This window comes from Chryseobacterium sp. RU33C (assembly GCF_900156015.1).
In the GTDB taxonomy this organism is placed as follows: Bacteria; Bacteroidota; Bacteroidia; order Flavobacteriales; family Weeksellaceae; genus Chryseobacterium; species Chryseobacterium candidae.
This window is the reverse complement of record NZ_FTMT01000019.1, coordinates 39,889-62,104: the sequence shown is the minus strand read 5'-3', so window position 1 is coordinate 62,104 and position 22,216 is coordinate 39,889. Positions and strand designations below refer to the sequence as shown.

The window sequence follows — 22,216 nt, the reverse complement described above, 5'->3', positions numbered from 1 at the left end:
ATGAAGAAGTTCAATGCTAAATCTCCATTAGGAATTTTCTTAATTGCAATTATTCCTTTGGTTATTATCCTGACCTATTCGGGAATCAGATTAGACTTAACAAAAGAAAAAAGATATACCCTTTCTGATAACACCATCAAAGTATTGGAGTCTGTTAAAAAGCCTCTGACGGTTGAAGTGTATCTGGAAGGAGACTTTCCGGCAAGTTTCAAACAGCTGCAAAGCGAAACGAAATTCATGCTGGAAGAATTCAGAAAAATTAATCCGAAGATCGATTTTAAATTTATCGATCCGATTAAAACAAAAATGTCTCAGGATACTTTGATGGCCATGGGAATGCAGCCGTCTATTCTTCCGGATGTAAAAGATGGAAAGATCTCACAGATCACTCTTTTCCCTTATGCGGTGATTAAACATGGAAATGACGGAGTTTCCATCCCGTTGGTGGTTCAGCAGGCAGGAATTGATGCCGATCAGCAGTTGACGAGATCCATTGAAGGATTGGAATACAACCTTATCTCCAATATCAAAAATATTGCAGCTGCTAAGAGAAAGAAAATCGGGATTCTGGTCAACCATGATGAGCTGAACCCGGATGAATTCCAGGGATTTGTACAGCTGGCCATGGAAAACTATGATGCAGGACCTATTATTCCTAAAAATCAGACAGAGCTTTCATTAGAAGATGTTCCGTTATTAAAGCAGATGAGTGCTTTGGTGATTGCAAAACCGAGAAAAGCTTTTACCGACAATGAAAAAGTAATTTTGGACCAGTACATCATGAATGGAGGAAAAACCCTTTGGATGATTGATGCAGTAAATGCTGAAATGGATACTTTAACACGATCAAAAAAAGTAATGCCTTTCCCGGTTGATATCAATATGACCGACTTCTTTTTCAATTACGGACTGAGAATCAATCCTGCTTTGGTAAAAGATGTTAAAAAGTTTGCCCTTTTAAGACTGGTTACAGGAGAAGTGAGTGGAAATCCTCAGTACACAAGCTTACCCTGGCCTTATTATCCGCTTGGAATTGCCGAAAATAATAATCCGGTTACCAAAAATATCAACCCTGTAAAATTTGAATTTCCGACTTCCATCGATACATTAGGAGGAAGAAAGAATATCAAAACAAAAGTTCTTTTCGAATCCAGTGAAAGAACATTACTGAAACAGGTTCCGAACTATGTGGATCTGAAAGAAATTGCAAGTGTAGACAGCCTTGGACAAATGGAAAAGCCAAGTACACCGAAGATTTTCGCTGTAGCATTGGAAGGTAAGTTTAATTCTGCCTATGCATCCAGAATTGAAAGAAAATCTTACCCTGGGTTCAAAACATCCAGCCCGGAGAATAAAATGATCGTTATTGCAGACGGAGATGTAGGAAGAAACAAAGTGATCAAAGGAAAACCGCTTCCATTAGGTGTAGATTTGTTGACAAATGAACAGTTTGGAAACGAACAGTTCCTTAGAAATGCTTTGGATTATCTGTTAGACGACAGCAATCTGATGGAACTGAGAAACAGAAACATTGAGGAAAGGCTTCTCGACAGACAAAGAATCACCGAAGAAAAATCCACCTGGCAGTGGCTGAATTTACTGCTTCCATTGGCCATTATCGGTCTTATCGGAGGATTGTTCTTCTGGTTAAGGAAAAAGAAATTTGGATAAAATATAAAACTCCCGAAAGAGAAATCTTCCGGGAGTTTTGTTAACATTGAAGTAATAATAAAAATCTATCTGGACTTCAATTTTTTATTCTCTTCTTTTAAAGCGTCCACCTGTTCTTCCAAAACTTTAATATAGCTCTGCAAATTTTCTACAATGGAATCCGGAATACTGTGGAAGTTGTTGAAATAGCTGCCTGCATTATCGTTAAAAGTAGTATTGTCATGATTATTATGGACAATAGCTGTTTTTCTTTCTTCTTTGATATCTTCTACAGGAACATCAAGCGCTTTAGCAAGCTTTTCCCATTCATCATCATATATTCGTACTTCATCATTCTCTTTTCGGGAATAATTGGAGACATCTGTGGATATTATTTTAGACATATATTCTTGTGTGTAGCCTCTTTGCTTTCTTAGATTCTTTAGCTTTTCCATAACGACTTTTATATTTGTGTCTTTGTACAAATATAATAAAATGGAACAAGGTTTTAAACCTATTTTGGAAATGATTCTGATCACTGGTTTTGTTACAGAAAAGAGAAAGACTGTTTCCAGCACCGGAAACAGTCTTTATTATTTTTTTTGATCTTTATTCAGAACTCAATTATTGCCATTTGCAAAAATTAAGCTCTTCCCTTTCATAATTTTGATATGAGTGTTGTATAAAACATGTAAATAAATTACTGCTGGTAAGCTTCCTTCGGGAGTAAGGCCGCAGTTTTGTAATAACTGATGTCAGTGGAAATCTGTGCCTGAAGATCCTGGAAAGTATCATAATCATAATGAATCCAGTTTTCTTCATGATCAGGATCAGGGGTTTTGTCTACCGCCAGTTCCAGTTTTCCGTCTTCCTGATAGCTGCATTCTATAGCGGCATATTTTTCCCCGTTTTCGTCGTTGGTATACCAGCATTTTATGGTTCTTTCAAGCTGTGGCTGATGGGTTTCGTTATCAATTACCTGTGAACAGATGAAGTTTTCAGGATCGTCTGTTTTGAAAACGGTTTTAGAAATGAGGGGCAGATCATCTACAGATAAAGAATATAATTTATTGGTAGAAATAATAAAGCCATCGGCAGTTTCTTTTTTTTCGATATCAAAAAAGTCAGATTTTTCTTTAAGATAATCCACTACCTTTGCCTCGTCTTCCCGGTCACTTAGAAAATAATTGATGTTGTAAACACTGTCTTCGTTGATAAATTCAATTTCTTTCAGGAAATCAGAACCTTCCTCATAATAATACAGATGATATTCGCTCAGCTTCACAGCTTTACTTTTGGAAATAATCTCTCCAAAAATGTTTTTGTACACTTTTCTCATTTTTAATCATGTTAGTTTATTTCATCTATTAGCTTAAGTGGTGTGGCAAAGATAAGTTTTCTTTTTATCTTAACTTGAAGTATGAAGTAGTATTTATTTCGTAAGTATTCTATATGTCCTTTATAAAATCCTCGTATTCGTAATAAAACCTTTCGAAACCGTCCATTTTGTCCACAAAAAATTCAAAAATTTCTTGCCATGTATTTTTATTAAAAATGGAGATATTATGTTTTTCAACCCATATTCTGCTGATTATCTTGCCGTTTTCAAGAGTAAAATATTCTTCTTTTTGAAAATCTCCGATAAAATCTTTTAAAATGTCTTCCAGAGACCAGATCTTTTCGTAGTAGGCATTTCGGAAGATTTCATCTTTCATTTCGATATCCAGAGAAACTTCTGCTTTTTTGTTGTCGGCAGAAAATTTAAATGCCATGTCCTTGATTTTGGTATCGTAAAGAATCCATTTCCTCGGAAACGATCTTCCAAAAGCTGTCCAAAATTCCTTTTTTAGTTGCTGTGCTTCTTGTTTGCTGAACATATCGCAAACATAATGATTTAATAGGAGAAAGGCAATATTGTGGTATCTAAAACCGTAAAATTACGGATAAACAAACATACCTTTTTACCCTTTTATGATTTAGATTTCCTGTCCTTTTTCAAATATTAAACAATTTTCGTATTTTTGCTTTAATGCTTTCAAAAAAATCTCAATATGCGTTTAAGGCGCTTTCATATCTTGTAGAAAAAAGAAATGAAGGTCCGATTCTTATTTCTGAAATTGCGGAACATAAAAAGATTCCTTTAAAGTTTTTGGAAAACATCCTTCTTGAATTGAAAAAAGCGGACATCCTCGACAGTAAAAAAGGAAAGGGTGGAGGATACTTTTTCAAAGAAAATCCGGAAAATGTGAAACTGGCGAAGATCATTCGTCTTGTCAATGGTCCTATTGCCATGCTTCCCTGTGTAAGTTTGAATTTCTATGAAAAATGTGATGACTGCAATGAAGATCATTGCGGGCTTCATGATGTGCTGATAGAGGTTCGCGATGCTTCCCTGAATATTCTGGAGAAAAAAACTTTAATGGATCTGGTAGATTAACCCGGTCCTTTTTTTTGAATTAATAGTCTACTTGTTTTGTAGGATAAATATTTTATCAGATATTTGCACTACTTCAAATGAATAAACTATGATTTCAAAAGAAGAGGTAAAACCATTACAAAAGCTTACGCTCTCTAGTACTGAAGTGCATTCAGTGGTTGAATGTATTATATCCGGAAAAATTTCCTCGCAAAGAACTACAGAAAACAGATTGTCATTACATGTCTTTGTTGTCAATCATGCTGATGATGAGACAATATGGATTAAAACGGTTTTGTGATATGGTGATTTCAAGAAAAATTCAGGTAAGGTTGAATGTCCTTTTTGTGACGGCTGCTATTCTGTCCATTGTTGTTTTTTCAATGTACGAACTGGGATATCTGGAAGAATTGCAGGGTATTCTGGCCAAAGATCATTATATTTTTTACTGGATGCTTCTGGTAGGTGTTTTTGCAGAAATTGTTGCAGGTTCTATGGGAATGGGGTATGGTGTCATCTGTACTACAACGCTTATGCTTCTCAATATTCCGCCGCATATTGTAAGTGCAAGTATTCATTCTGCAGAAAGTTTCACCACTGCTGCAGGAAGTCTCAGCCACATCAAATTGAAGAATGTAAGCAAAAGCCTGGTGAAAAAGTTGGCCGTTCCTGCTGTAATTGGAGCTGTAATTGGCGCTGTATGCCTTACTTATCTTGGAGAATATTATGCGAAAGTAACTAAAACATTCATTGCTTTTTACACTTTATACCTTGGATTCCAGATTTTATCAAATGTATTTAAAGAAAAACAGAGTAAAGCCCTGAAAAGAAAAACCAACCTGACCAGACTGGGTGTGATAGGAGGTTTTATAGATTCTTTTGCTGGTGGAGGCTGGGGACCTTTGGTAACCGGAACACTGATTAAAAATGCATTCACTCCAAGATTTGCCGTAGGAAGTTCCACAGTAGCCAAATTTATTCTTACTTTAACAGCTGCCATCACTTTTTTCCTGACCTTGGGAATCCAGCATTGGAATATCATTCTGGGACTTTTGATTGGCGGAATCATTACCGCTCCTTTTTCCGCAATGCTTACTGCTAAGCTTCCCGTCAAAAAAATGTTTGTGATTATCGGAACTTTGGTGATCGTAATGAGTTCTATAACTATTTATAAATCAGTTTTTAATTAAAAATTATGCGTGGTGTGGAAAAATAAAAGGGTTAAAAAGATATTCGGCTTTGAAAATATTTTACTTTTACATCACTAAATATTAGAACATGAATTTACATATCATTGCACTTTTTAAGTTTAATGAAAATTATCTGATGGACGCTGTAGAGCTGTTTCAGAATCTTGTGAAAGAAACAAGAAAAGAGGAAGGCTGCCTGCAGTACGATCTTATTGAAGATAAAGATAATAAAGGAACTTTCTTCCTGATCGAGCTTTGGGAAAGTGTTGAGCATCACAACAGGCATAACGGTCAGGATCACCTTTTAGATTTCCGTAAAGATGCATCCAAAATCATGGAAAGCTCAGTGGAAGTTTATAAAGGATTTAAGATATACTAAGACATAGAGAAAAGATAAAAGGCGGTTTCAAGAATCTGAAACCGCCCTTTTATTAGAAAAAATAGAAAGTATTAAAATAGAAAGTTTATTTTACGATAAGCTTTTTCGTCTCCGAATAGCCACCGTAAGTAATTTTTACAAGATAATTTCCTGAAGGGAGCGTAGAAAGATTCAGGTCCTGCTTATAGAAACCTGCCTGGTTCGTAAGTTCATCTGAATATACCTTTTTCCCGGTAAGATCATAAACCTCTACATTTCCCTTATTCCCTGCTTTTTCTTTAACATCAAAAAGAACCGTTACTTTTTTATCCGCGGTAGCCGGATTAGGATAAATACCGAAAGATGCTTTTTTTCCTACTTCAGTAATTCCTAACGTTTCCGTGATCTTTTTGTATTTGAAATACATATTTCCTGTACTGGCACCACCATTGGTAGTGAAATACATTCTGTAATAGTCGTTTCCTTTTTTAACGTAGTATACCACATCACTTTTTACTGTACCGATTCCTTTCCATGAATGTCCTACAGTAGTAATAGCTGATGAGAAACTAGCATTGGCAGGAATAGAATTGGCTGCTGTTTGCTGTGTTTCAGGCTGTACCATTGCTACTTTTACGTTTGGACTTTGGATGGCACCGGAAAGCGGGTACATCTGTACTCCCATATAGAATGTATAATATTTGGTAAATACGAAATCCCATGCCGTTCTGGATGGCTCCAAATTTGGAACTTTTTCTCCGGTATCAAAAGAGAAATAGTTGAAATAAGAATCATCTGTACCGTTAGCAAGCGTTCTTGTTTCCGTAGCTCCCCATGAAGTACCATTCCATTTTGAATATCTGAAAGTATATCCTGCAAAGGCATCTTCAATAGCAAACTTAATATAAGCTCCTGAAGCATATTTTAAAACAAAAATAGCTTTCCCCTGAATATGGTGATTCATTGGGTTGTAAACTCCCCATCCTGTTGAAGGGATATTAGGATTTGGAGAGGTCACTGGCCCCTGCTCGAAAGCTCCCTGACTCCAGTCAGTGGTCTGATCCGGATTATAAAGAGGGGCTCCCCATGAAGCTTCATTGCTGATGCTGATATTATCCCAATCGGCTAAATTGGTGGAGGCGGTGTACACTTCAATATCTTTAGCATCATTAACTCTGGATCCGAATGCGTAGTTTGAGTTTCTGTAAAAAGCAATATCCCACGTATTGGCTGGCTGAGAAATCATATTACCATCTGCAAGGTTTACAAACACTCGGTTTTGATATCCGCTTCCCATAGTCATGTTTACCTGTGAATATCCCAATGCATCAGTCTGCGCCAAAACAGTCTGCTGAACAGACATTGCGAATACTGAAGCCAATAATAGTTTTGTTTTCATAATTTATTTTTTAAATCCTTATTTAGAATGATTCCACAAAAATATATAATTATTTTTAATCAGTCTAAATAAAAACATGATTTTTATCGTGTTTTTATTGTAATCATACCAATGCATAACAAAATTAGAGTAAAGAAAAAGCTGGTAAGATTTTCCTACCGGCTTTAAAAAAGGCAAATAATAGTCTGATAAACCTTATTTTTTGATGAATTTTGACTGGATTGTTTTTCCTTCCGCAGTTTCAATATTCATGTAATATACACCAGATTGAAGGGTGCTGATATCAAATCTTTGTCCGGTCAGCTTGCCTTCAGTTGCTTTTTGTCCTGCTGCAGAATAGATCTGAATGTTTTTAGGATCTTTTTTAATAATAAATTCTAAGGCTGACTGATCAGAATTTAAGGCAAACCTGAAATTTTCTGTGGATTTATTGTTGTCTGATATACCTAAAGAAGCAGTGGTATTATAAACGACATTATCTACCTGAATGGCTACGTGAGTAGCGGTAGGAGTGAACTTAAATACAATGTATGAACCTGTGGATGCCGGAATATTCACACTGATATTCTGAACTGTGCCAATAACCGATACATTAACAGGGCTTCCTACAGGAACGAAAGTTGACATATCTGCAGGATTAGACGCTACGCCTACCTGAATGCTTCCAGGACCAGGAGATGGAGACACTAATGTAGTGTCAAAAGTTAAAGTTTTATTTCCTGTTGGAGTTTCAATCTGTGGAGTAATCAGATAAGAAGAACCTGTTGCGTTGTTTCCTGCATACGACTGGACAAATCTGTTAGAATCTCCTGCTACAATCATTCTTGGAGGTACAGGAGGAAACTCACCGGTTATGGGTGCAACGATGGCAGACCATCCAGACTGTGGGAAAGTAGTATTCCCCGCTGTAAAATTGTTGAAATTTTCATTGATGTTAGATAACTGAGCATTAGCCGTTAAGGCTGTAAATATCAGAGTTCCTAAAAGTAATTGTAATTTCATAAGATTATTTTTATTTAGAATTATTACACAAAAATATATAATTATTTTTAATGAGTCTAAATAAAGTTTTATATTTGTCGAAAATTTGTACCCTTATGAAGAAGAAAGTGCTTTCCGTTCTATCATTATCCGTGGCCTTATGGATGAATGCGCAAGAAAAGGATTCTCTTTATCAAAAGAAAATTGAAGAAGTTGTTATTACAGGACAGTACATGCAGCAGTCCATTAACAAATCCATCTATAAGGTTGATGTTATTGATGCTGAGCAGATTAAAAATATGGCAGCAACGAATGTTGCCGAGGTTTTAAATCAAAGTCTTAATATACAGATCACTCCGGATACGCGTTCAGGAAATTCCACGGCCAATATCATGGGACTTAACGGTGATTATGTAAAGATCCTTATAGACAATATTCCGGTAGTAGGGGATACAGGACTGGGAAGTAATATAGACCTTACCAAAATTACCCTAAGCAATATCGAAAGAATTGAAATTGTAAAAGGAAGCATGGGGGTTGAATATGGAAACGGAGCTGTTGCAGGAGTAATCAACATTATTACCAAGAAAACCAATACAAAGAAGATCAGTGTAAGAGGCTCATTGCAGGAAGAAACAGTGAGAGACAACTATGATCTTAAGAAAAAAGGAAACGGAAGGCATATTCAGAACCTTAATATAGATTATAATATCAGCAATGAATGGTTTGCCAGCATCAATTTCAATCATAATCAGTTTATGGGATACGAAGGGGAGAGCAAAGGTTACAAATATTTCGGACAGGATAACCAAAGAGGGTATGAATGGAATCCGAAAGATCAGTATGATGCCTCTGCATTGTTGAGATATACAAAAAACAAAACCACATTCTTTTACAAGTTGACATATCTTAACGAAAAATTCAATTTCTATAATCCGGAGGTCAACAGAAATCCTCTTAATGACGGATTAGGCGGGGTTGCCTACGAAAGCAGAGACAGAAGATACAACACAGACCGCTGGATTCATCAGTTCAATATTCAAACTAATCTGGGACATATCCGATACATGGGGGATTTTTCCTACCAGAACCAGGACAGGAAATATTACGACTATAATTACGATATTCCGAACAGACAAATAAAGAGTCGTCAGGACGAAAAGTCTTATTATAAAACAGATGTCATCTACTCAAGAGGGATGTTCAGCAACTTCCTGGATAGTAAAGTTTTTGATTTCCAGTTGGGGTATGAATTAGACTACACCAATGGTTATGCCGCTTTAATTGCCGGAGACTTCTTTGGTGAAGCGGTAAAAAGAAAGATCTTTACCTATTCCAATTTCCTTTCTGCAGAATGGAATGTTTCAGACAAATTCTCTTTAAGACCTGGAGTAAGACTTTCCCTCAGTGAAAACTTTAATAATCAGTACAACTATTCATTATCAGCAAGATATAAAACTTCTGAAAATTCAAATCTCCGGGCAATTGCAGGATCAGCCAACCGTTTCCCGAAATATGATGAACTGTACACGTATTTTTTGAACCTTAATCATGATGTACAGGGAAATCCGGATTTACATCCTGAAAAAGGTTTTTCTGCAGGCCTTTTCTGGAACCAGAATTTTTCAGCAGATAACGGATGGACAATCGCATACGGAGTAGATGCATTATATCTGGATGTACGTGACAGGATTGAAATGGTGATGGTAAAAGAACCTTCTACCTACAAATACATGAATCTTGATACGTATAAAAATCTACTATTCTCCGCTAATATAGATTTCAGAAAAGATCGGTTTGCCCTGTCTTTAAGGGGATCTGTAAATGGAACATCGGTATCCGTGAATGATTTGAAATCTTCTTCCCCAACAGATTTCCAGTATCTGGTACAGGCGGGAGCCTCAGCAACTTATAAACTGAAAAGTACCGATACCAATTTTGCCCTTTATTACAAATTCACGGGTCCGGACAGAATGTATGTGTCAGATGGAGCGAGCGGATTCCGCCTTGGGAAAGTGGATAGTTTTCATATGATGGATTTCATTGTGAGCCAGCCTTTCTGGAATAAGCATTTTGAAATTTCTGCAGGGGTAAAAAATATATTCGATGTAACAAGACTAAACTCTACAGCGATGGCAGGTTCAGCTCATACAGCGGCGAATGGGTTTGTTAATTTATATTATGGCAGAAGCTATTTTGCCCGATTAATGTTTCAATTTTAAATAATAAGTTACGATTATGAAGTATTTAAAAATAGTATCTGTTCTTTCTATCATGGCTGCCACACAGTCTTGTCTTTCTGCTGATGAAGATCCGGTTTCGGTTCCTCCTATGACAGGATCTGAAGTAAGTGTGCAAATTGGTGGTCCTACAGAACCTAATCAGGTCTGGATTGATTTAAGTGATTATACCAATCCGGCTGTCAATAACAGAACAGACTGGGATCTTGGTTTTTATAGCGGTGATGCGTACAGAGTGATTATGAATAGCTCTCTTGCCATGACAGTGATTAAAATACCGAACGTTTCAGATATCAGTAAAGTAAAAGAAGCTGATATATCAAGTCTGAAAGACATTGCTCAGGTAGGAACATTTGATGCTGCCAATATGAAATATGTTGACAATCCTAATGGTGACTTCCTGAATCAGACTTCAGGGATTGATGCTATCAAAGAAAATGATGCCGATAATCCTGTATATCTGATCAATCTTGGTAGAGAAATACCTTCTGCAGCCAATATCGGAGCAGGTTCCGTTTCTCTGTCCGGAGATCCGAGAGGATGGAAAAAAATTCAGATACTGAGAGCTCAGAATGGATACAAAATACGCTATGCTGAAGTGAATGCAGCAGAAGCAGACGTAAAAGAATATATCATTACCAAAGATACAGAATACAGCTTCTCGTTCTTCAACCTGAAAACAGGAACACCTGTAAAAATTCAGCCTAAGAAGAAAAAATGGGATCTGGCCTTCACAACGTTTACCAATGAAGTGTTCATGGGACCTGCAACCAGTGCAGGAAGCTATTTTTATGCGGATTTTGTAACAACCAATACCCTTAATGGAGTAGGAGCTTATCAGGTGACAGTTACAGGAAGTCTTGATGCTGCTTACAATGCATTTAAACTGAAAGATGTAGAACCTGCAAAATTTGTTTTCAATGACCAGAGAGCGATTGGTGATAAATGGAGAACCACTACCGGTACAGCATCCAATCCTGTGCCTTTCGTGTATGCAGACCGTTTCTTTGTATTGAAAGATGCTGAAGGTTTTTATTTCAAGCTGAGATTCAATACCATGAAAAACACAAAAGGAGAAAGAGGGTACACCAATTTTGAATTTGAACCTTTATAAATAATCAAATAATAGTAGATCATGAAAAAATTCATCCTTGCAGCTTCTGTTCTTTTAGCAGTATACTCATGCAAAAAAGCAGAGGCAGGAGCAAAAGAAAATACTACAGAAGCTTCTTCTGAAGCACCGAAAACCAATAATAAAATAGTAACACTAAACGGAGGAATTACTGAAATCGTAGCTGCTTTAGGCCACGAAAAAGAAATCGTGGGAACTGATGTTACCAGCACCTATCCTGCCTCATTAAAAGCTACAGCGAAAGATTTAGGTCACATGAGATCCATGACAATTGAACCGATCATGGCGGTAAACCCAACATTGATTCTTGCTTCTGATAAAGATATCAATCCTGAATTAATGGGGAAAATTAAATCTTCAGGGATTAAAACTGAAGTTTTTAAACAGGAATACACAGTTGAAGGAACTAAAAAACTGATAGAGCAGGTAGCAAAAGCAATCGGAAATACAGACTATCAGAAATTAAACGATAAAATTGATGCTGACCTGAAGCAGGTACAGCCTATTGCTAAAAAGCCGAAAGTACTGTTCATCTATGCCAGAGGAAACATGCTGATGGTAAGCGGTAAAAACACGCCAATGGCTTCATTGATCGCCCTTGCAGGCGGAGAAAATGCAGTGTCAGATTTTGAAGATTTCAAACCATTGACCCCGGAAGCCGTTGTAAAAGCTAATCCTGATGTATTATTCTTCTTCGAAACCGGTTTACAGGGTGCGGGAGGAAACGAAGGAGCGCTAAAAATGCCGGGAGTATCTCAAACCAATGCAGGTAAAAATAAGAAAATTATTGCGATGGACGGAGGTTTAGTATCAGGTTTTGGACCAAGAGTAGGAGAAGCAGCAGTAGGATTAAACAAACTTTTAATTGAAAGCACGAAGTAAACTATACTTTTATCTTATTATAAGTGCGGTACTGCTTATCATTATAGCAGTGCTGTCTCTTAATACAGGAGTTTATGATTTCGGAGAAAACTCTCCGTTCAGGGCGCTGTGGCAATTGATAAAAGGAGATTCCGGTTTATCATTGAGTGATAAATATGTGATTTGGGACGTAAGAGCAGCCAGAATAATCATGGCCATTTTAGTAGGAAGCATGTTGTCGGTTTCAGGAACGAGTCTTCAGGGGCTTTTCAGGAATCCTCTGGCAACGGGAGATTTAATAGGACTTACCTCAGGAGCAACCTTGCTGGCGGCCATTGCGATTGTTTTAGGAGGACATTTCAAAGAATATCTTCCTGAAGCTGTACAATTTTCACTGGTAGGAATAGCCGCTTTTATCGGTTCTTTCTTATCCATGATGCTGGTGTACAGAATTTCAACAAGCGGAGGGAAAACCAATGTAGTGATGATGCTGCTTACCGGAGTTGCCATTACAGCTATCGGGTTTTCGATAACCGGATTTTTGATCTATATTTCAAAAGATGAACAGCTCAGAGATCTTACTTTCTGGAATCTGGGAAGCCTTGCCGCAGCAACATGGACGAAGAATATCATTCTCGCCATTGTGATCACCATCGCCTACATCATTTTATTACCCAAAGGAAAAGCCTTAAATGCAATGATGCTGGGAGAAAAAGATGCACAGCATCTGGGAATCAATGTGGAAAGACTGAAAAAGCAGATCATTATCACCGTGGCTTTAATGGTGGGAACCTGCGTGGCATTCTCAGGAACAATTGGTTTTGTAGGTCTTATTGTACCTTATATTTTAAGGCTTTTATTCAAATCCAATTATGCTTTTATTTTGCCTTTATCAGCAATATGCGGAAGTATTTTGTTACTGATGGCAGATACCTTCAGCAGAAGTATTGTAGCTCCTTCAGAACTGCCGATCGGAATTTTAACAGCCTTAATGGGAGGTCCTGTTTTTATCGCTATTTTGGTTAAATTTAAAAAATCACTGTAATGATCAAGGCACACCAGATAAATTATAAACACAAAGAATTCAGGATTCTGGATGGAGTAGATGTCTCTCTGGAATACGGTGAATTTCTCGCCATTGTGGGACCGAACGGAGCAGGAAAATCAAGTCTTCTGAGTGTATTGGCGGATGAGGTAAAATCTCTCAATAACAAGGTTTTGTTTAAAAATAAACCAATTAAAGAATGGAATATCCAGGAACTTTCAAAACACAAAGCAAAGTTTTCACAGCATAACAGCAATGATATTCCGCTTGAGGTGAAAGACGTGATCATGATGGGAAGGTATCCCTATTTCGATGCCCAGCCCGGAAAAGAAGACCTGGAAGCCATGAATGCAATGATGTACGAAACCGATATTTTTCATCTCAAAGAAAGAGAATACAACACCCTTTCAGGAGGAGAAAAGCAGCGTGTACATCTATCAAGAGTGATGGCACAGCTTGAAAATGATATCACCCATAAGGTGGTTTTTCTGGATGAACCTTTGAATAATTTAGATATAAAACATCAATACAAAGCATTGGAAATTATCAAAAATTTCACAAAAAAAGCCAACAGTGCCATTGTTGTTTTACATGATCTGAACCTTGCTGCCCGGTTTGCAGATAAGATTTTATTAATGAAATCAGGACAGGTTTCAGCCTATGGAACTCCACAGGAAGTTTTTACTGAAGAGAATATCAGCAATGCTTATAATTTTCCCTGTACCATCTGCGGACACCCAATTACCAATAACCCAATGATCATTTTTGGATAACCATGGAAAAAGAAGAACTTAAAATCCTCGCTCAGAATCTTGCCAATCCTCAGGGAGAAAAAGGCATTGAGATCGGTGAAATGATGAATGCCACGAATATCAGCATGACATTAGAAACGATCAGAACACTTTCGATAGATGACGGCCAGCAAATCCTTGAAATAGGACACGGGAATGCCGCACACCTGAAAAGTATCATGAGCCTTGCCAAAAACCTCAGATATACAGGGATTGATATTTCTGAAACCATGCACAGTGAAGCCAAAAGGCTCAATAAAGAATTAGAAAATCAGACAGAATTTGTTTTGTATGAAGGGAAGAAGCTTCCTTTTCAGGATGAAACTTTTGATAAAATATTTACCGTAAACACAGTCTATTTCTGGGAAAATCCGGTGGAATTCTTAAACGAGATCTGCAGGATTCTAAAAGATGACGGAACATTCGTTCTGACATTCGGACAAAAAGAATTCATGGAAAAACTACCGTTTACGGAATATGATTTTACCTTGTACAGCAACAGCGAAATGGAAGAACTGATCTCCAAAAGTCATTTTAAGAGAATGAAAACTTCAGAAAGAGAAGAAGATATAAAAAGTAAAACAGGAAACGAAACCCTACGAAGAATTTATACAATTTTAACCATAAAAAAGTAAAGTAATGAGCACATTAGTTAATGACTTAAAAGAAAAATGGGAAGCTCTGAAAGCAGAAAATCCACATATCAGAATAAGAAATGCAGCAGCACAGTTAGGAGTAAGTGAGGCAGAATTATTGGCAACAAGCATTGGTGAAGGAGTTACTGTCCTGAACCCGGATTTTCACGGAATCCTTACAGATGCTGAGCAGCTTGGAAAAGTAATGGCTCTTACCCGTAATGATGAATGTGTTCATGAAAGAAAAGGAATGTATCTGAACGGAGATTTCAGCAGTCCTCATGCACAGCTTTTTGTGGGGGAAGATATTGATCTCAGAATTTTCCTTAACCATTGGAAATTTGCTTTTGCTGTACTGGAAGGTGATAAGAAAAGTCTTCAGTTTTTCGGAAAAGACGGATTGGCACTTCACAAAATTTATCTGACGAAAGACAGTAATGAAGCTGCTTTCGATGTGATTGTAGAAAAATTCAAATCAGAAGATCAGAATCAGGCGTTGGTTTTTGAAGCAGCAGCTCCAAAACAGGCGGAAAAAGCAGATTCAGACATTGATGTGGAAGGATTCAAAAAAGCATGGACAGAATTGAAAGATACTCATGATTTCTTTATGATGACAAGAAAGTACTGCGTAAGCAGAACACAGGCTTTACGATTGGCTCCGGAAGGATTTGCTAAGAAAATCGATAATGCTAAAGTAGTGAATATCCTTGAAGATGCTTCTGAAAAGAATACTCCGATCATGGTTTTCGTTGGGAATAGAGGAATTATCCAGATCCATACAGGAAATGTGAAGAAAACACTTTGGCATCAGCAATGGTTCAACGTGATGGATCCTGATTTCAACTTACACCTTGATGTAACGAAAATTGCAGAAGCATGGATCGTTAAAAAACCTACTGAAGACGGAGAAGTAACCGCTATCGAAGTATTCAACAAAGAAGGTGACTTTATCGTTCAGTTCTTCGGAAAAAGAAAGCCTGGAATTCCTGAGCTTCAGGAATGGAAGGATCTTGTAGAAGCTTTAGAGAAATAATAATTAGATGATTTGAATGAGACCGTTTTGTTTGTAAAATTCAAAGCGGTCTTTTTTATGAAACGATCTGCAAGTGCCGGAATATTTGTGTAATTTGTGACTAAATATAAATAAAATGAAAAATATTTTCATAGCGATACTGCTTGCCGGTGTCTGTGCATTGAAGGCACAGGACTTAAAAGCATATCAGTTTTATGATAAAAAAGGAAAAGAAGTAAAGACAGAAAAGCTGGTAAAAGAACTGGCAGATTATGATGTTGTCTTTTTTGGTGAAAATCATAACAGTTCTATCAATCATTGGCTTCAGCTTAAAATTACGGAAGCTTTGTTTGCGAAAAAGAACGGTCAGCTGATCTTAGGAGCAGAAATGTTTGAAAGGGACAATCAGGCGCAGCTTGATCAATATTTAAACGGAAGGTTTGATGCTAAGACTTTGAAGGATTCTGCCCGTTTATGGAACAATTATGCAACAGATTACAAACCTTTGGTAGATTTTGCCAAGGATAAAAAACTGAATTTCATTGCAACCAATATTCCAAGGAGATATGCCTCTCAGACTGCAAAAGAAGGTCTTGAGTCCTTAAATAAATTAAGCGAAAAAGAGAAAACCTACATTGCCCAGTTGCCAATTAAAGTTACGTTAGACACTCCGGGATATCCTGAGATGAAAAAAATGATGGGAGATCATGCAGAAGGAACAAAAGTGATGAATTTCATTTCAGCTCAGGCTACAAAAGACGCTACAATGGCGGAATCTATCCTGAAAAATTACCAGGCCGGAAAGACCTTTATCCACTACAATGGAAACTATCACAGCAAAGAATTTGGTGGAATTTATTGGTACATCAAACAGAAAAATCCCAATCTGAAAATGGCAGTTATCTCCGTTTTTGAATCAGACGATTCTGAACTGAAAGTTCCTGCCAAAGATTATATCCCGACAGATTTCAATCTTATTATCCCTGCGGATATGACAAAGACTTTTTAAACTTTCAACAGTTAGAGTGAAAAATATTCAATAGAAACGGGCTTTAGCCCGTTTATTTTTTATATCAACTTCCATTGGCTTTAGCCTAAACATAATTATTGAATACCTTTTAATCATTTTTACTCCACAATATTTACCTTTGTATCAGATTCAAAAACATATGAAAAAAATCTCTATCCTGCTGATCTTTTTTATCGGACTGTTCAATGCACAAAAACTTACTTCCAATGAGCTTTCCATCATCAATCAGGGAGATGTTAATAGGGCGTTGCCTATCTATCAGACAACAGATGCCAATCAGCATAAAACCTTGCTGAGTATTTCTTCAGAAGCAGATCCTCTTGATCCTAACACCGCTGTTCTGGTAAAAAGGATGAAAGAATCTCTTCTTTCAACAGATGGTGGAGTAGGCATTGCTGCTCCACAGGTGGGAATCAACAGAAAGATTATCTGGGTGCAGCGTTTTGATAAAGAAGGAACTCCGTTGGAATATTTTATTAATCCAGTAATTGTTTGGAGATCTGATCTGCAGAATCTTGGCCCTGAAGGCGATTTATCTATTCCTGATTTCAGAGATCAGTTTTACAGAAGCAAAGTTATCCAACTGGAATATGTGGATTTGAAAGGACAGAAATATTCAGAAATCGTAGAAGGTTTTACTGCGGTGATTTTCCAACATGAAATCGACCATCTTTTCGGAATTCTGATTTCAGATAAAAAAGAAAAGGAGAAAAATGATTCTTATAAAAAGGTAGATGCCTATCAGAAAAGTGATGTCATGAAGGACAGAAGGTAATGATAAATGATGAGAAGCTTTTATATTTTATAAAACTAAGTAAATTTTTCTATCCATACCTTAAAATAAAATCTTCTCCATCTTCATAATCTGCAGGATCCACATAAGTAATTACCCCAATATCGGATTGTAAAACTTTTTTGAGCTGATCGAAATACATGTTCTTTTTTTCTTCAGTCGTATTCATTGTTAAGCTCATGATAAGCTTATCATCATCTGTAATATTGGCGCCTACCATTATTCTTTCTGGATTATCATGATATTTATTCCAGTAAAAAGTTTGGTCAAGGGCAGGATTTTCGATGAAATAACCAATCATTTCATCCTCTGTTTTAAAAATATAATCTTTGTCGTGCCTTGGGTAAGTATAATTGAGATTTAATTTTTCATATCCGGGAATGAACGTATTCAAAACCAGATCAATCGTCTTTCTTGATTTTTGCCCTGCATATACCTGGCAAACAATATCTATAATGATTTCCATTACGTAAAAATATTCAATAATGATGAGTTATGAGTATAATTTATAAATGATATTTTTAAGTATTATATAGTATACATAAATTATCCTCAATCATCTGCGAAATCTGCGGTTAAAATAAAATAAAATGGAGCTGTTTCCACGGAAACAGCTCCTTTCGTTATAACTATGCTTAAAAAAATTGGATTAATCGTTGTTGGTTACTGAAAGTTTCACCTCCATATTATTTCTGGTCGCATTAGAATAAGGACAGATCTGGTGTGCCTTTTCTGTTAACGCCTGCGCTTCTTCAAGAGAAACTCCGGGAATGTTAACATCCAGTTCTGCAGCCAGTCCGAAACCACCATTCTCAAGCTGATCTATGCTTACCTGAGCGGTTACCGTTGTTTCTCCTGTCTTTACTTTAGAAAGACTGATCACTCTGTTCAGAGCACTGTCGAAACATGCGGAATATCCTGCTGCAAAAAGCATTTCAGGATTGGCAAAATCATCATTGGCTCCTCCTAAAGCTTTTGGCATTCTAACATCAAGATCCAGCACTCCGTTTTCACTTTTTACATGGCCGTTTCTTCCTCCCTGAGCAGTGACCTGAGTTGTATATAACGTTTTCATTTATTTTCTATTTTGTTTAATATTTTTAACACGGTGTCTTTAAGATGCAGCAGCTCTTCCGGTTGTATTCCCAGTTTTTCCTGGATTTTTCCCGGAATCTCACAAGCCTTCTGCTGAAGCTTTTTCCCGGCTTCGTCTAAAAATACTTCAACCACTCTTTCGTCCTCTTTTTTTCTTTTGCGGATAATAAATCCTTTAGACTCCAGTCTTTTAAGGAGAGGTGTTAAAGTACCACTGTCCAGAAACAGTTTTTCTCCGATATGGGTTACCGTAAGCCCGTCACCATCCCATAATATCATCATCACAAGATACTGAGGATATGTAATGCCGAGTTCATCAAGAAATGGACGGTAAAGCCCCGTAATCTCTTTGGCAATGACATATAGCGGAAAGCAAATCTGATTTTCCAGCTTGGGTGTTTTCGGGTTTTCCATAATGTTTGAGTACGAAAGATTCGATGAAGGTATTACTTTTTTATGATAAATTCATCCATTGGAATTCTGACTTTTTTCATAGTAGAAAGCCAGTCATTCGCTTCGTCACGGTATCCAAGATATAAAAGGCTTACACTTTTTAATCCCAGTTCTTTTAGTCCCAGTACTTCATCTACCACCTCATTGCTGAATCCTTCTGCCGGTGTACTGTCGATTTTAAGCTCTGCAGCCTGCGCAAGGGCAATTCCTAAAGCGATATAAGTCTGGCGTGCAGTGTGTGCAAAATGCTCTTCGGGAGTCTGTGCACCGTATATTTCTTTTATTTTATCGGTATAGCTCCCAAAACGGCCTCTCGGAAGATCCCTTACGTCCGTATGATAATCATAAACTTTGTCAATCTTTTCATTAGAATAGCTGTCCCATGCCGCAAAGACCAAAACGTGAGAAGAGTCTCTCATTACTTCAGGGTTTAAAGCACCTGCTACCATTTTTTCTTTCAGCTCCTGGTTTTCCACAACAATAATTCTGAAGGGCTGCAATCCCGATGAAGTAGGAGCCAGTCTTGCTGATTCTAAAATCGTATTAAGGTCTTCCTGTGATACTTTTTTGGTCGGATCATAAGCTTTTACTGCATGTCTCCAGTTTAAATTTTCTATTAATGACATTTTTCTTTTTGTTTTTAAATTAAACTACTTGGCGATTATTAAACTTCATGATTTTATGTTGAAGTAAATTAACAGTACAAATGTACGCTCAATTTAATTGTGTGCAATTTAATTTTAAAAGATTTTATTGATGACAATTATTGATGAACTTTAAAAATATAAAAGAAAAAGAGCAAAATAGCTCAGAGTCATAGGTGAATAAGGTATTTCACGATTCAGCCAATTCCGCATGATTCGGATTTTTTCAAAGTCTTAGTATTCCAATCTTTGCAATAGAATTTAAACTTAAAACAATGCAGAGATTTAGAAACAAAACGGCTTTAATTACAGGAGGAACCAATGGAATGGGTTTGGCTACCGCTCAGAAATTTATTGATGAAGCAGGATCAGTGATAATCACCGGACGAAGTGAAGAAACGGTGAATAGAGCTTTAGAGAAACTTGGAGAAAAGGCTTTCGGAATTGTTTCCGATGCCGGAAATATGAAAGATCTGATGAACCTGCAGCATGAAATCAGAAAATATACAGAACAGATTGATCTGGTTTTTGCCAATGCAGGATATGGAAGATTTGCTCCCCTGGAATATGTGGATGAAAATCACTTTGATGAACTGTTCAATATGCTGGTCAAAGGACCGTTTTTTACGGTACAGCAGGTGTTACCATTAATGAAAAACGGCAGCTGCGTTATTTTCAATACTTCAATGGCCACAGATATTGCTATGGCTAATTTTTCAGTGTATTCTGCAGCAAAATCTGCGGTGCAGTCGTTGATCAAAACATTTGCTTTGGAACTTACAGAACGCGGCATTCGTGTCAATGGAGTAAGTCCCGGGCATATTAAAACCAATATTTTTAATAATACGGGCTTAACCGGAGATCAGATTGATAGTGCCATTGATGAGATTATTCCCAAGATTCCTTTTAAAAGACAGGGCGAACCGTCAGAAATAGCCAATGTAGTTCTGTTTCTTGCTTCAGAAGAAGCTTCCTATATTCATGGAGCAGAAGTGAAAGTGGATGCCGGAATTTCGGTGATCAGATAATCCGGATTATTTGACTTCTTTAATTTCTTTGATGATATTGGTTTTATTTTCAATACCGATATTATAGGTCTTACCTTTTTTAAAGCTTTGGGTTGCTTTTTCCATAAGGCTTTTGTATTCCGGTGATTTTTTGGAAAGATAAAAAACCTGAGCACTGATTCCAATAGCGACACGTACCACTTCATTCGGTTTGTCGGGATCTTCCATGATATTTGAAATGGTGGCATTATTGTACCACGTTAAATTCTGCGGAGTGGAACTACCGGAACAGGATGTGATCATAATAAATAGCAATAATAAATAGGACCAGGCTTTCATAGCAAAAAGTATTAAGTAAAAAGCTCCTGCAATATATCAAAATGTAAGCAGGAGCTTTCTATAAATTAATTAAAATCCACAGCTTGCCACACTAGGAGCTGGGGAAGGAGAACATCCTGAAAGGGATGAGAATTTAGTCAATACACAATTGGTATTTACATAGTTGTTGTCATACAGTAAAGAACCGGCTGGACTTCTGTAGTATACGTTTCCTGCTGTATTGGCATAAGAAGAAACAGAAGCAGATCCACAGCTTGTATTGGTACATGCAGCTCTCCATGCAGCGTCAGTTACAGGTCCGCTGGAGAATAATGATGGGTCAATGATTCTTTTTTCAACAATTCCTGAAGCATTTTTGAAGCTTACCAAAATGGCTACGTGATATACCCATGAAACACAGCATGTTCCTGTAGATGCTCTAAGGTTACCATACACGAATTGCTTTTCACAATCGTAACCTGCATTCAAAAGGATTTGTCTCATTTTGTGCGCTCTTGCATAGCAGCCATCCACAGGATATCTGAAAGTGATACATGGTGAAGAGGCGGTAGAAGTTCCACAAGCCTGGTTTTTAATCTGAGCAAAAAGACTGTTTAACGTTGCAAGATTAGGAATGACACTTACTGCCTTATTACTTTCCCCTCTTTCTTCTTTATTGAATACAGATTTGAAATAACGGATATCATCAGCAGTTGCTTTTTCTACCTTTGCGATTTCGTTAGAATTGGCTTTCAGGAAAATCTGAACAGGAGTTTCGTTTTCTACAGCTTCTTTGATCATGGAGATATAGCCCGCATTTTCTTTAGTATCTTTAATTTGATACGGTTGCGCTGAAACCATCAAGGAAACTTTAAACTTTCCATCTTCTTTTTCAATCCCTACCGGAACAGTTTTGCCGAAATCTTTCATTGCAATGTCGTTAGACTCTTTAGCAACAAGATTCGAATCCTGATTGGCGGCCGAATCTGAGCAGGCATTAAATGACAGTACCGTCACGAATACCATCATGGATAACAGAAATTTTTTCATAGCTTTTATATTTTGGTGATTAATTTTCAGTGAACTTTTTAATTGTGATAGTTCACTTATTTGTGACATTAAAAATAATAAAAATTAAAATATATGCAATATTTTTTTGAGAAAAA

25 protein-coding genes are annotated in these 22,216 nt (G+C 37.0%); 14 read left to right on the top strand and 11 right to left on the bottom strand.

The features are described from left to right. Nucleotides 1–1,671, top strand: coding sequence for a gliding motility-associated ABC transporter substrate-binding protein GldG (gene gldG, locus BW946_RS15860; RefSeq protein WP_076597094.1), 1,671 nt, complete (start codon nucleotides 1–3; stop codon nucleotides 1,669–1,671). A gap of 65 nt (nucleotides 1,672–1,736) precedes the next feature. Here the strand turns inward: gldG and BW946_RS15855 are convergent, their stop codons facing one another. From BW946_RS15855 to BW946_RS15845, 3 genes are all read right to left on the bottom strand, one after another. After that, nucleotides 1,737–2,105, bottom strand: coding sequence for a helix-turn-helix domain-containing protein (locus BW946_RS15855; protein ID WP_076597093.1), 369 nt, complete (start codon nucleotides 2,103–2,105; stop codon nucleotides 1,737–1,739). 245 nt (nucleotides 2,106–2,350) lie between these two features. Continuing rightward, complete coding sequence (locus tag BW946_RS15850) at nucleotides 2,351–2,989, bottom strand: hypothetical protein (protein ID WP_076597092.1); 639 nt, start codon at nucleotides 2,987–2,989, stop codon at nucleotides 2,351–2,353. Nucleotides 2,990–3,098: 109 nt separating this feature from the next. Further along, the gene (locus BW946_RS15845) at nucleotides 3,099–3,527 is read right to left on the bottom strand and encodes a DUF4268 domain-containing protein (RefSeq protein WP_076597091.1); all 429 of its coding nucleotides are present in this window, start codon (nucleotides 3,525–3,527) and stop codon (nucleotides 3,099–3,101) included. A gap of 152 nt (nucleotides 3,528–3,679) precedes the next feature. Between BW946_RS15845 and BW946_RS15840 the strand changes: the two genes are divergently transcribed. The 3 genes from BW946_RS15840 to BW946_RS15825 all read left to right on the top strand — a co-directional run bounded on the left by BW946_RS15840 (nucleotide 3,680) and on the right by BW946_RS15825 (nucleotide 5,635). Continuing rightward, entirely contained in the window at nucleotides 3,680–4,087 is a 408-nt protein-coding gene (locus tag BW946_RS15840; protein ID WP_076597090.1) for an RrF2 family transcriptional regulator, read from the top strand. 221 nt (nucleotides 4,088–4,308) lie between these two features. Then, on the top strand, nucleotides 4,309–5,256 hold the full coding sequence (locus tag BW946_RS15830; RefSeq protein ID WP_228402616.1) for a sulfite exporter TauE/SafE family protein: 948 nt from the start codon (nucleotides 4,309–4,311) through the stop codon (nucleotides 5,254–5,256). Nucleotides 5,257–5,344: 88 nt separating this feature from the next. Then, a complete protein-coding gene (locus BW946_RS15825; RefSeq protein WP_034696070.1) occupies nucleotides 5,345–5,635 on the top strand; it encodes a putative quinol monooxygenase in 291 nt (96 codons plus the stop codon). Between the two features lie 85 nt (nucleotides 5,636–5,720). Here BW946_RS15825 and BW946_RS15820 read toward each other — a convergent pair whose 3' ends face one another. Both BW946_RS15820 and BW946_RS15815 read right to left on the bottom strand, forming a co-directional pair. Then, the gene (locus BW946_RS15820; RefSeq protein WP_076597087.1) at nucleotides 5,721–7,013 is read right to left on the bottom strand and encodes a T9SS type A sorting domain-containing protein; all 1,293 of its coding nucleotides are present in this window, start codon (nucleotides 7,011–7,013) and stop codon (nucleotides 5,721–5,723) included. A 195-nt stretch (nucleotides 7,014–7,208) separates the two neighbouring features. Next, on the bottom strand, nucleotides 7,209–8,015 hold the full coding sequence (locus tag BW946_RS15815) for a T9SS-dependent choice-of-anchor J family protein (protein ID WP_076597086.1): 807 nt from the start codon (nucleotides 8,013–8,015) through the stop codon (nucleotides 7,209–7,211). A gap of 95 nt (nucleotides 8,016–8,110) precedes the next feature. On the opposite strand from BW946_RS15815, the gene BW946_RS15810 reads away from it, so the two are divergent. The 9 genes from BW946_RS15810 to BW946_RS15770 all read left to right on the top strand — a co-directional run bounded on the left by BW946_RS15810 (nucleotide 8,111) and on the right by BW946_RS15770 (nucleotide 17,515). Further along, nucleotides 8,111–10,216, top strand: coding sequence for a TonB-dependent receptor plug domain-containing protein (locus BW946_RS15810; RefSeq protein ID WP_076597085.1), 2,106 nt, complete (start codon nucleotides 8,111–8,113; stop codon nucleotides 10,214–10,216). Between the two features lie 16 nt (nucleotides 10,217–10,232). After that, a complete protein-coding gene (locus tag BW946_RS15805; RefSeq protein ID WP_228402614.1) occupies nucleotides 10,233–11,348 on the top strand; it encodes an HmuY family protein in 1,116 nt (371 codons plus the stop codon). 21 nt (nucleotides 11,349–11,369) lie between these two features. Continuing rightward, a complete protein-coding gene (locus BW946_RS15800) occupies nucleotides 11,370–12,248 on the top strand; it encodes a heme/hemin ABC transporter substrate-binding protein (protein WP_076597083.1) in 879 nt (292 codons plus the stop codon). Further along, the gene (locus BW946_RS15795) at nucleotides 12,232–13,272 is read left to right on the top strand and encodes a FecCD family ABC transporter permease (protein ID WP_076597082.1); all 1,041 of its coding nucleotides are present in this window, start codon (nucleotides 12,232–12,234) and stop codon (nucleotides 13,270–13,272) included. The genes BW946_RS15800 and BW946_RS15795 overlap by 17 nt, the downstream gene beginning before the upstream one ends. Further along, nucleotides 13,272–14,045, top strand: a complete 774-nt coding sequence (locus BW946_RS15790; RefSeq protein WP_076597081.1) for a heme ABC transporter ATP-binding protein — start codon at nucleotides 13,272–13,274, stop codon at nucleotides 14,043–14,045. The genes BW946_RS15795 and BW946_RS15790 overlap by 1 nt, the downstream gene beginning before the upstream one ends. A gap of 2 nt (nucleotides 14,046–14,047) precedes the next feature. Continuing rightward, the gene (locus tag BW946_RS15785; RefSeq protein WP_076597080.1) at nucleotides 14,048–14,698 is read left to right on the top strand and encodes a class I SAM-dependent methyltransferase; all 651 of its coding nucleotides are present in this window, start codon (nucleotides 14,048–14,050) and stop codon (nucleotides 14,696–14,698) included. A gap of 4 nt (nucleotides 14,699–14,702) precedes the next feature. After that, nucleotides 14,703–15,731 carry a hemin-degrading factor gene (locus tag BW946_RS15780; protein WP_076597079.1) on the top strand — a complete coding sequence of 343 codons (1,029 nt, stop codon included), beginning with the start codon at nucleotides 14,703–14,705 and terminating at the stop codon, nucleotides 15,729–15,731. A gap of 115 nt (nucleotides 15,732–15,846) precedes the next feature. Next, on the top strand, nucleotides 15,847–16,719 hold the full coding sequence (locus BW946_RS15775) for a ChaN family lipoprotein (RefSeq protein ID WP_076597078.1): 873 nt from the start codon (nucleotides 15,847–15,849) through the stop codon (nucleotides 16,717–16,719). A gap of 160 nt (nucleotides 16,720–16,879) precedes the next feature. Continuing rightward, complete coding sequence (locus tag BW946_RS15770) at nucleotides 16,880–17,515, top strand: peptide deformylase (RefSeq protein ID WP_076597077.1); 636 nt, start codon at nucleotides 16,880–16,882, stop codon at nucleotides 17,513–17,515. A 49-nt stretch (nucleotides 17,516–17,564) separates the two neighbouring features. Here the strand turns inward: BW946_RS15770 and BW946_RS15765 are convergent, their stop codons facing one another. The 4 genes from BW946_RS15765 to BW946_RS15750 form a co-directional block, all read right to left on the bottom strand. Beyond that, nucleotides 17,565–17,999 (bottom strand): hypothetical protein, encoded by a 435-nt coding sequence (locus BW946_RS15765; RefSeq protein ID WP_076597076.1) that lies wholly within the window; start codon nucleotides 17,997–17,999, stop codon nucleotides 17,565–17,567. Between the two features lie 183 nt (nucleotides 18,000–18,182). After that, nucleotides 18,183–18,608, bottom strand: coding sequence for an organic hydroperoxide resistance protein (locus BW946_RS15760; protein WP_076597075.1), 426 nt, complete (start codon nucleotides 18,606–18,608; stop codon nucleotides 18,183–18,185). Then, entirely contained in the window at nucleotides 18,605–19,042 is a 438-nt protein-coding gene (locus tag BW946_RS15755) for a MarR family winged helix-turn-helix transcriptional regulator (RefSeq protein ID WP_076597074.1), read from the bottom strand. The genes BW946_RS15760 and BW946_RS15755 overlap by 4 nt, the downstream gene beginning before the upstream one ends. Nucleotides 19,043–19,074: 32 nt before the next feature. Next, nucleotides 19,075–19,707 (bottom strand): NAD(P)H-dependent oxidoreductase, encoded by a 633-nt coding sequence (locus BW946_RS15750; protein WP_062670959.1) that lies wholly within the window; start codon nucleotides 19,705–19,707, stop codon nucleotides 19,075–19,077. Nucleotides 19,708–20,000: 293 nt separating this feature from the next. Between BW946_RS15750 and BW946_RS15745 the strand changes: the two genes are divergently transcribed. Continuing rightward, nucleotides 20,001–20,753, top strand: a complete 753-nt coding sequence (locus tag BW946_RS15745) for an SDR family oxidoreductase (protein ID WP_076597073.1) — start codon at nucleotides 20,001–20,003, stop codon at nucleotides 20,751–20,753. A 6-nt stretch (nucleotides 20,754–20,759) separates the two neighbouring features. Here the strand turns inward: BW946_RS15745 and BW946_RS15740 are convergent, their stop codons facing one another. Both BW946_RS15740 and BW946_RS15735 read right to left on the bottom strand, forming a co-directional pair. Continuing rightward, nucleotides 20,760–21,071, bottom strand: a complete 312-nt coding sequence (locus BW946_RS15740) for a hypothetical protein (protein WP_076597072.1) — start codon at nucleotides 21,069–21,071, stop codon at nucleotides 20,760–20,762. A 69-nt stretch (nucleotides 21,072–21,140) separates the two neighbouring features. Then, nucleotides 21,141–22,100, bottom strand: coding sequence for a protein-glutamine glutaminase (locus BW946_RS15735; protein ID WP_139326019.1), 960 nt, complete (start codon nucleotides 22,098–22,100; stop codon nucleotides 21,141–21,143). Nucleotides 22,101–22,216 lie beyond the last annotated feature (116 nt).

What these genes read in the sequence shown, in the direction of transcription:
- gldG (WP_076597094.1), top strand. Translation starts at nt 1, where the DNA reads ATGAAGAAGTTCAATGCTAAATCTCCATTAGGAATTTTCTTAATTGCA.
- BW946_RS15855 (WP_076597093.1), bottom strand. Translation starts at nt 2,105, where the DNA reads ATGGAAAAGCTAAAGAATCTAAGAAAGCAAAGAGGCTACACACAAGAA.
- BW946_RS15850 (WP_076597092.1), bottom strand. Translation starts at nt 2,989, where the DNA reads ATGAGAAAAGTGTACAAAAACATTTTTGGAGAGATTATTTCCAAAAGT.
- BW946_RS15845 (WP_076597091.1), bottom strand. Translation starts at nt 3,527, where the DNA reads ATGTTCAGCAAACAAGAAGCACAGCAACTAAAAAAGGAATTTTGGACA.
- BW946_RS15840 (WP_076597090.1), top strand. Translation starts at nt 3,680, where the DNA reads ATGCTTTCAAAAAAATCTCAATATGCGTTTAAGGCGCTTTCATATCTT.
- BW946_RS15830 (WP_228402616.1), top strand. Translation starts at nt 4,309, where the DNA reads ATGTCTTTGTTGTCAATCATGCTGATGATGAGACAATATGGATTAAAA.
- BW946_RS15825 (WP_034696070.1), top strand. Translation starts at nt 5,345, where the DNA reads ATGAATTTACATATCATTGCACTTTTTAAGTTTAATGAAAATTATCTG.
- BW946_RS15820 (WP_076597087.1), bottom strand. Translation starts at nt 7,013, where the DNA reads ATGAAAACAAAACTATTATTGGCTTCAGTATTCGCAATGTCTGTTCAG.
- BW946_RS15815 (WP_076597086.1), bottom strand. Translation starts at nt 8,015, where the DNA reads ATGAAATTACAATTACTTTTAGGAACTCTGATATTTACAGCCTTAACG.
- BW946_RS15810 (WP_076597085.1), top strand. Translation starts at nt 8,111, where the DNA reads ATGAAGAAGAAAGTGCTTTCCGTTCTATCATTATCCGTGGCCTTATGG.
- BW946_RS15805 (WP_228402614.1), top strand. Translation starts at nt 10,233, where the DNA reads ATGAAGTATTTAAAAATAGTATCTGTTCTTTCTATCATGGCTGCCACA.
- BW946_RS15800 (WP_076597083.1), top strand. Translation starts at nt 11,370, where the DNA reads ATGAAAAAATTCATCCTTGCAGCTTCTGTTCTTTTAGCAGTATACTCA.
- BW946_RS15790 (WP_076597081.1), top strand. Translation starts at nt 13,272, where the DNA reads ATGATCAAGGCACACCAGATAAATTATAAACACAAAGAATTCAGGATT.
- BW946_RS15785 (WP_076597080.1), top strand. Translation starts at nt 14,048, where the DNA reads ATGGAAAAAGAAGAACTTAAAATCCTCGCTCAGAATCTTGCCAATCCT.
- BW946_RS15780 (WP_076597079.1), top strand. Translation starts at nt 14,703, where the DNA reads ATGAGCACATTAGTTAATGACTTAAAAGAAAAATGGGAAGCTCTGAAA.
- BW946_RS15775 (WP_076597078.1), top strand. Translation starts at nt 15,847, where the DNA reads ATGAAAAATATTTTCATAGCGATACTGCTTGCCGGTGTCTGTGCATTG.
- BW946_RS15770 (WP_076597077.1), top strand. Translation starts at nt 16,880, where the DNA reads ATGAAAAAAATCTCTATCCTGCTGATCTTTTTTATCGGACTGTTCAAT.
- BW946_RS15765 (WP_076597076.1), bottom strand. Translation starts at nt 17,999, where the DNA reads ATGGAAATCATTATAGATATTGTTTGCCAGGTATATGCAGGGCAAAAA.
- BW946_RS15760 (WP_076597075.1), bottom strand. Translation starts at nt 18,608, where the DNA reads ATGAAAACGTTATATACAACTCAGGTCACTGCTCAGGGAGGAAGAAAC.
- BW946_RS15755 (WP_076597074.1), bottom strand. Translation starts at nt 19,042, where the DNA reads ATGGAAAACCCGAAAACACCCAAGCTGGAAAATCAGATTTGCTTTCCG.
- BW946_RS15750 (WP_062670959.1), bottom strand. Translation starts at nt 19,707, where the DNA reads ATGTCATTAATAGAAAATTTAAACTGGAGACATGCAGTAAAAGCTTAT.
- BW946_RS15745 (WP_076597073.1), top strand. Translation starts at nt 20,001, where the DNA reads ATGCAGAGATTTAGAAACAAAACGGCTTTAATTACAGGAGGAACCAAT.
- BW946_RS15740 (WP_076597072.1), bottom strand. Translation starts at nt 21,071, where the DNA reads ATGAAAGCCTGGTCCTATTTATTATTGCTATTTATTATGATCACATCC.
- BW946_RS15735 (WP_139326019.1), bottom strand. Translation starts at nt 22,100, where the DNA reads ATGAAAAAATTTCTGTTATCCATGATGGTATTCGTGACGGTACTGTCA.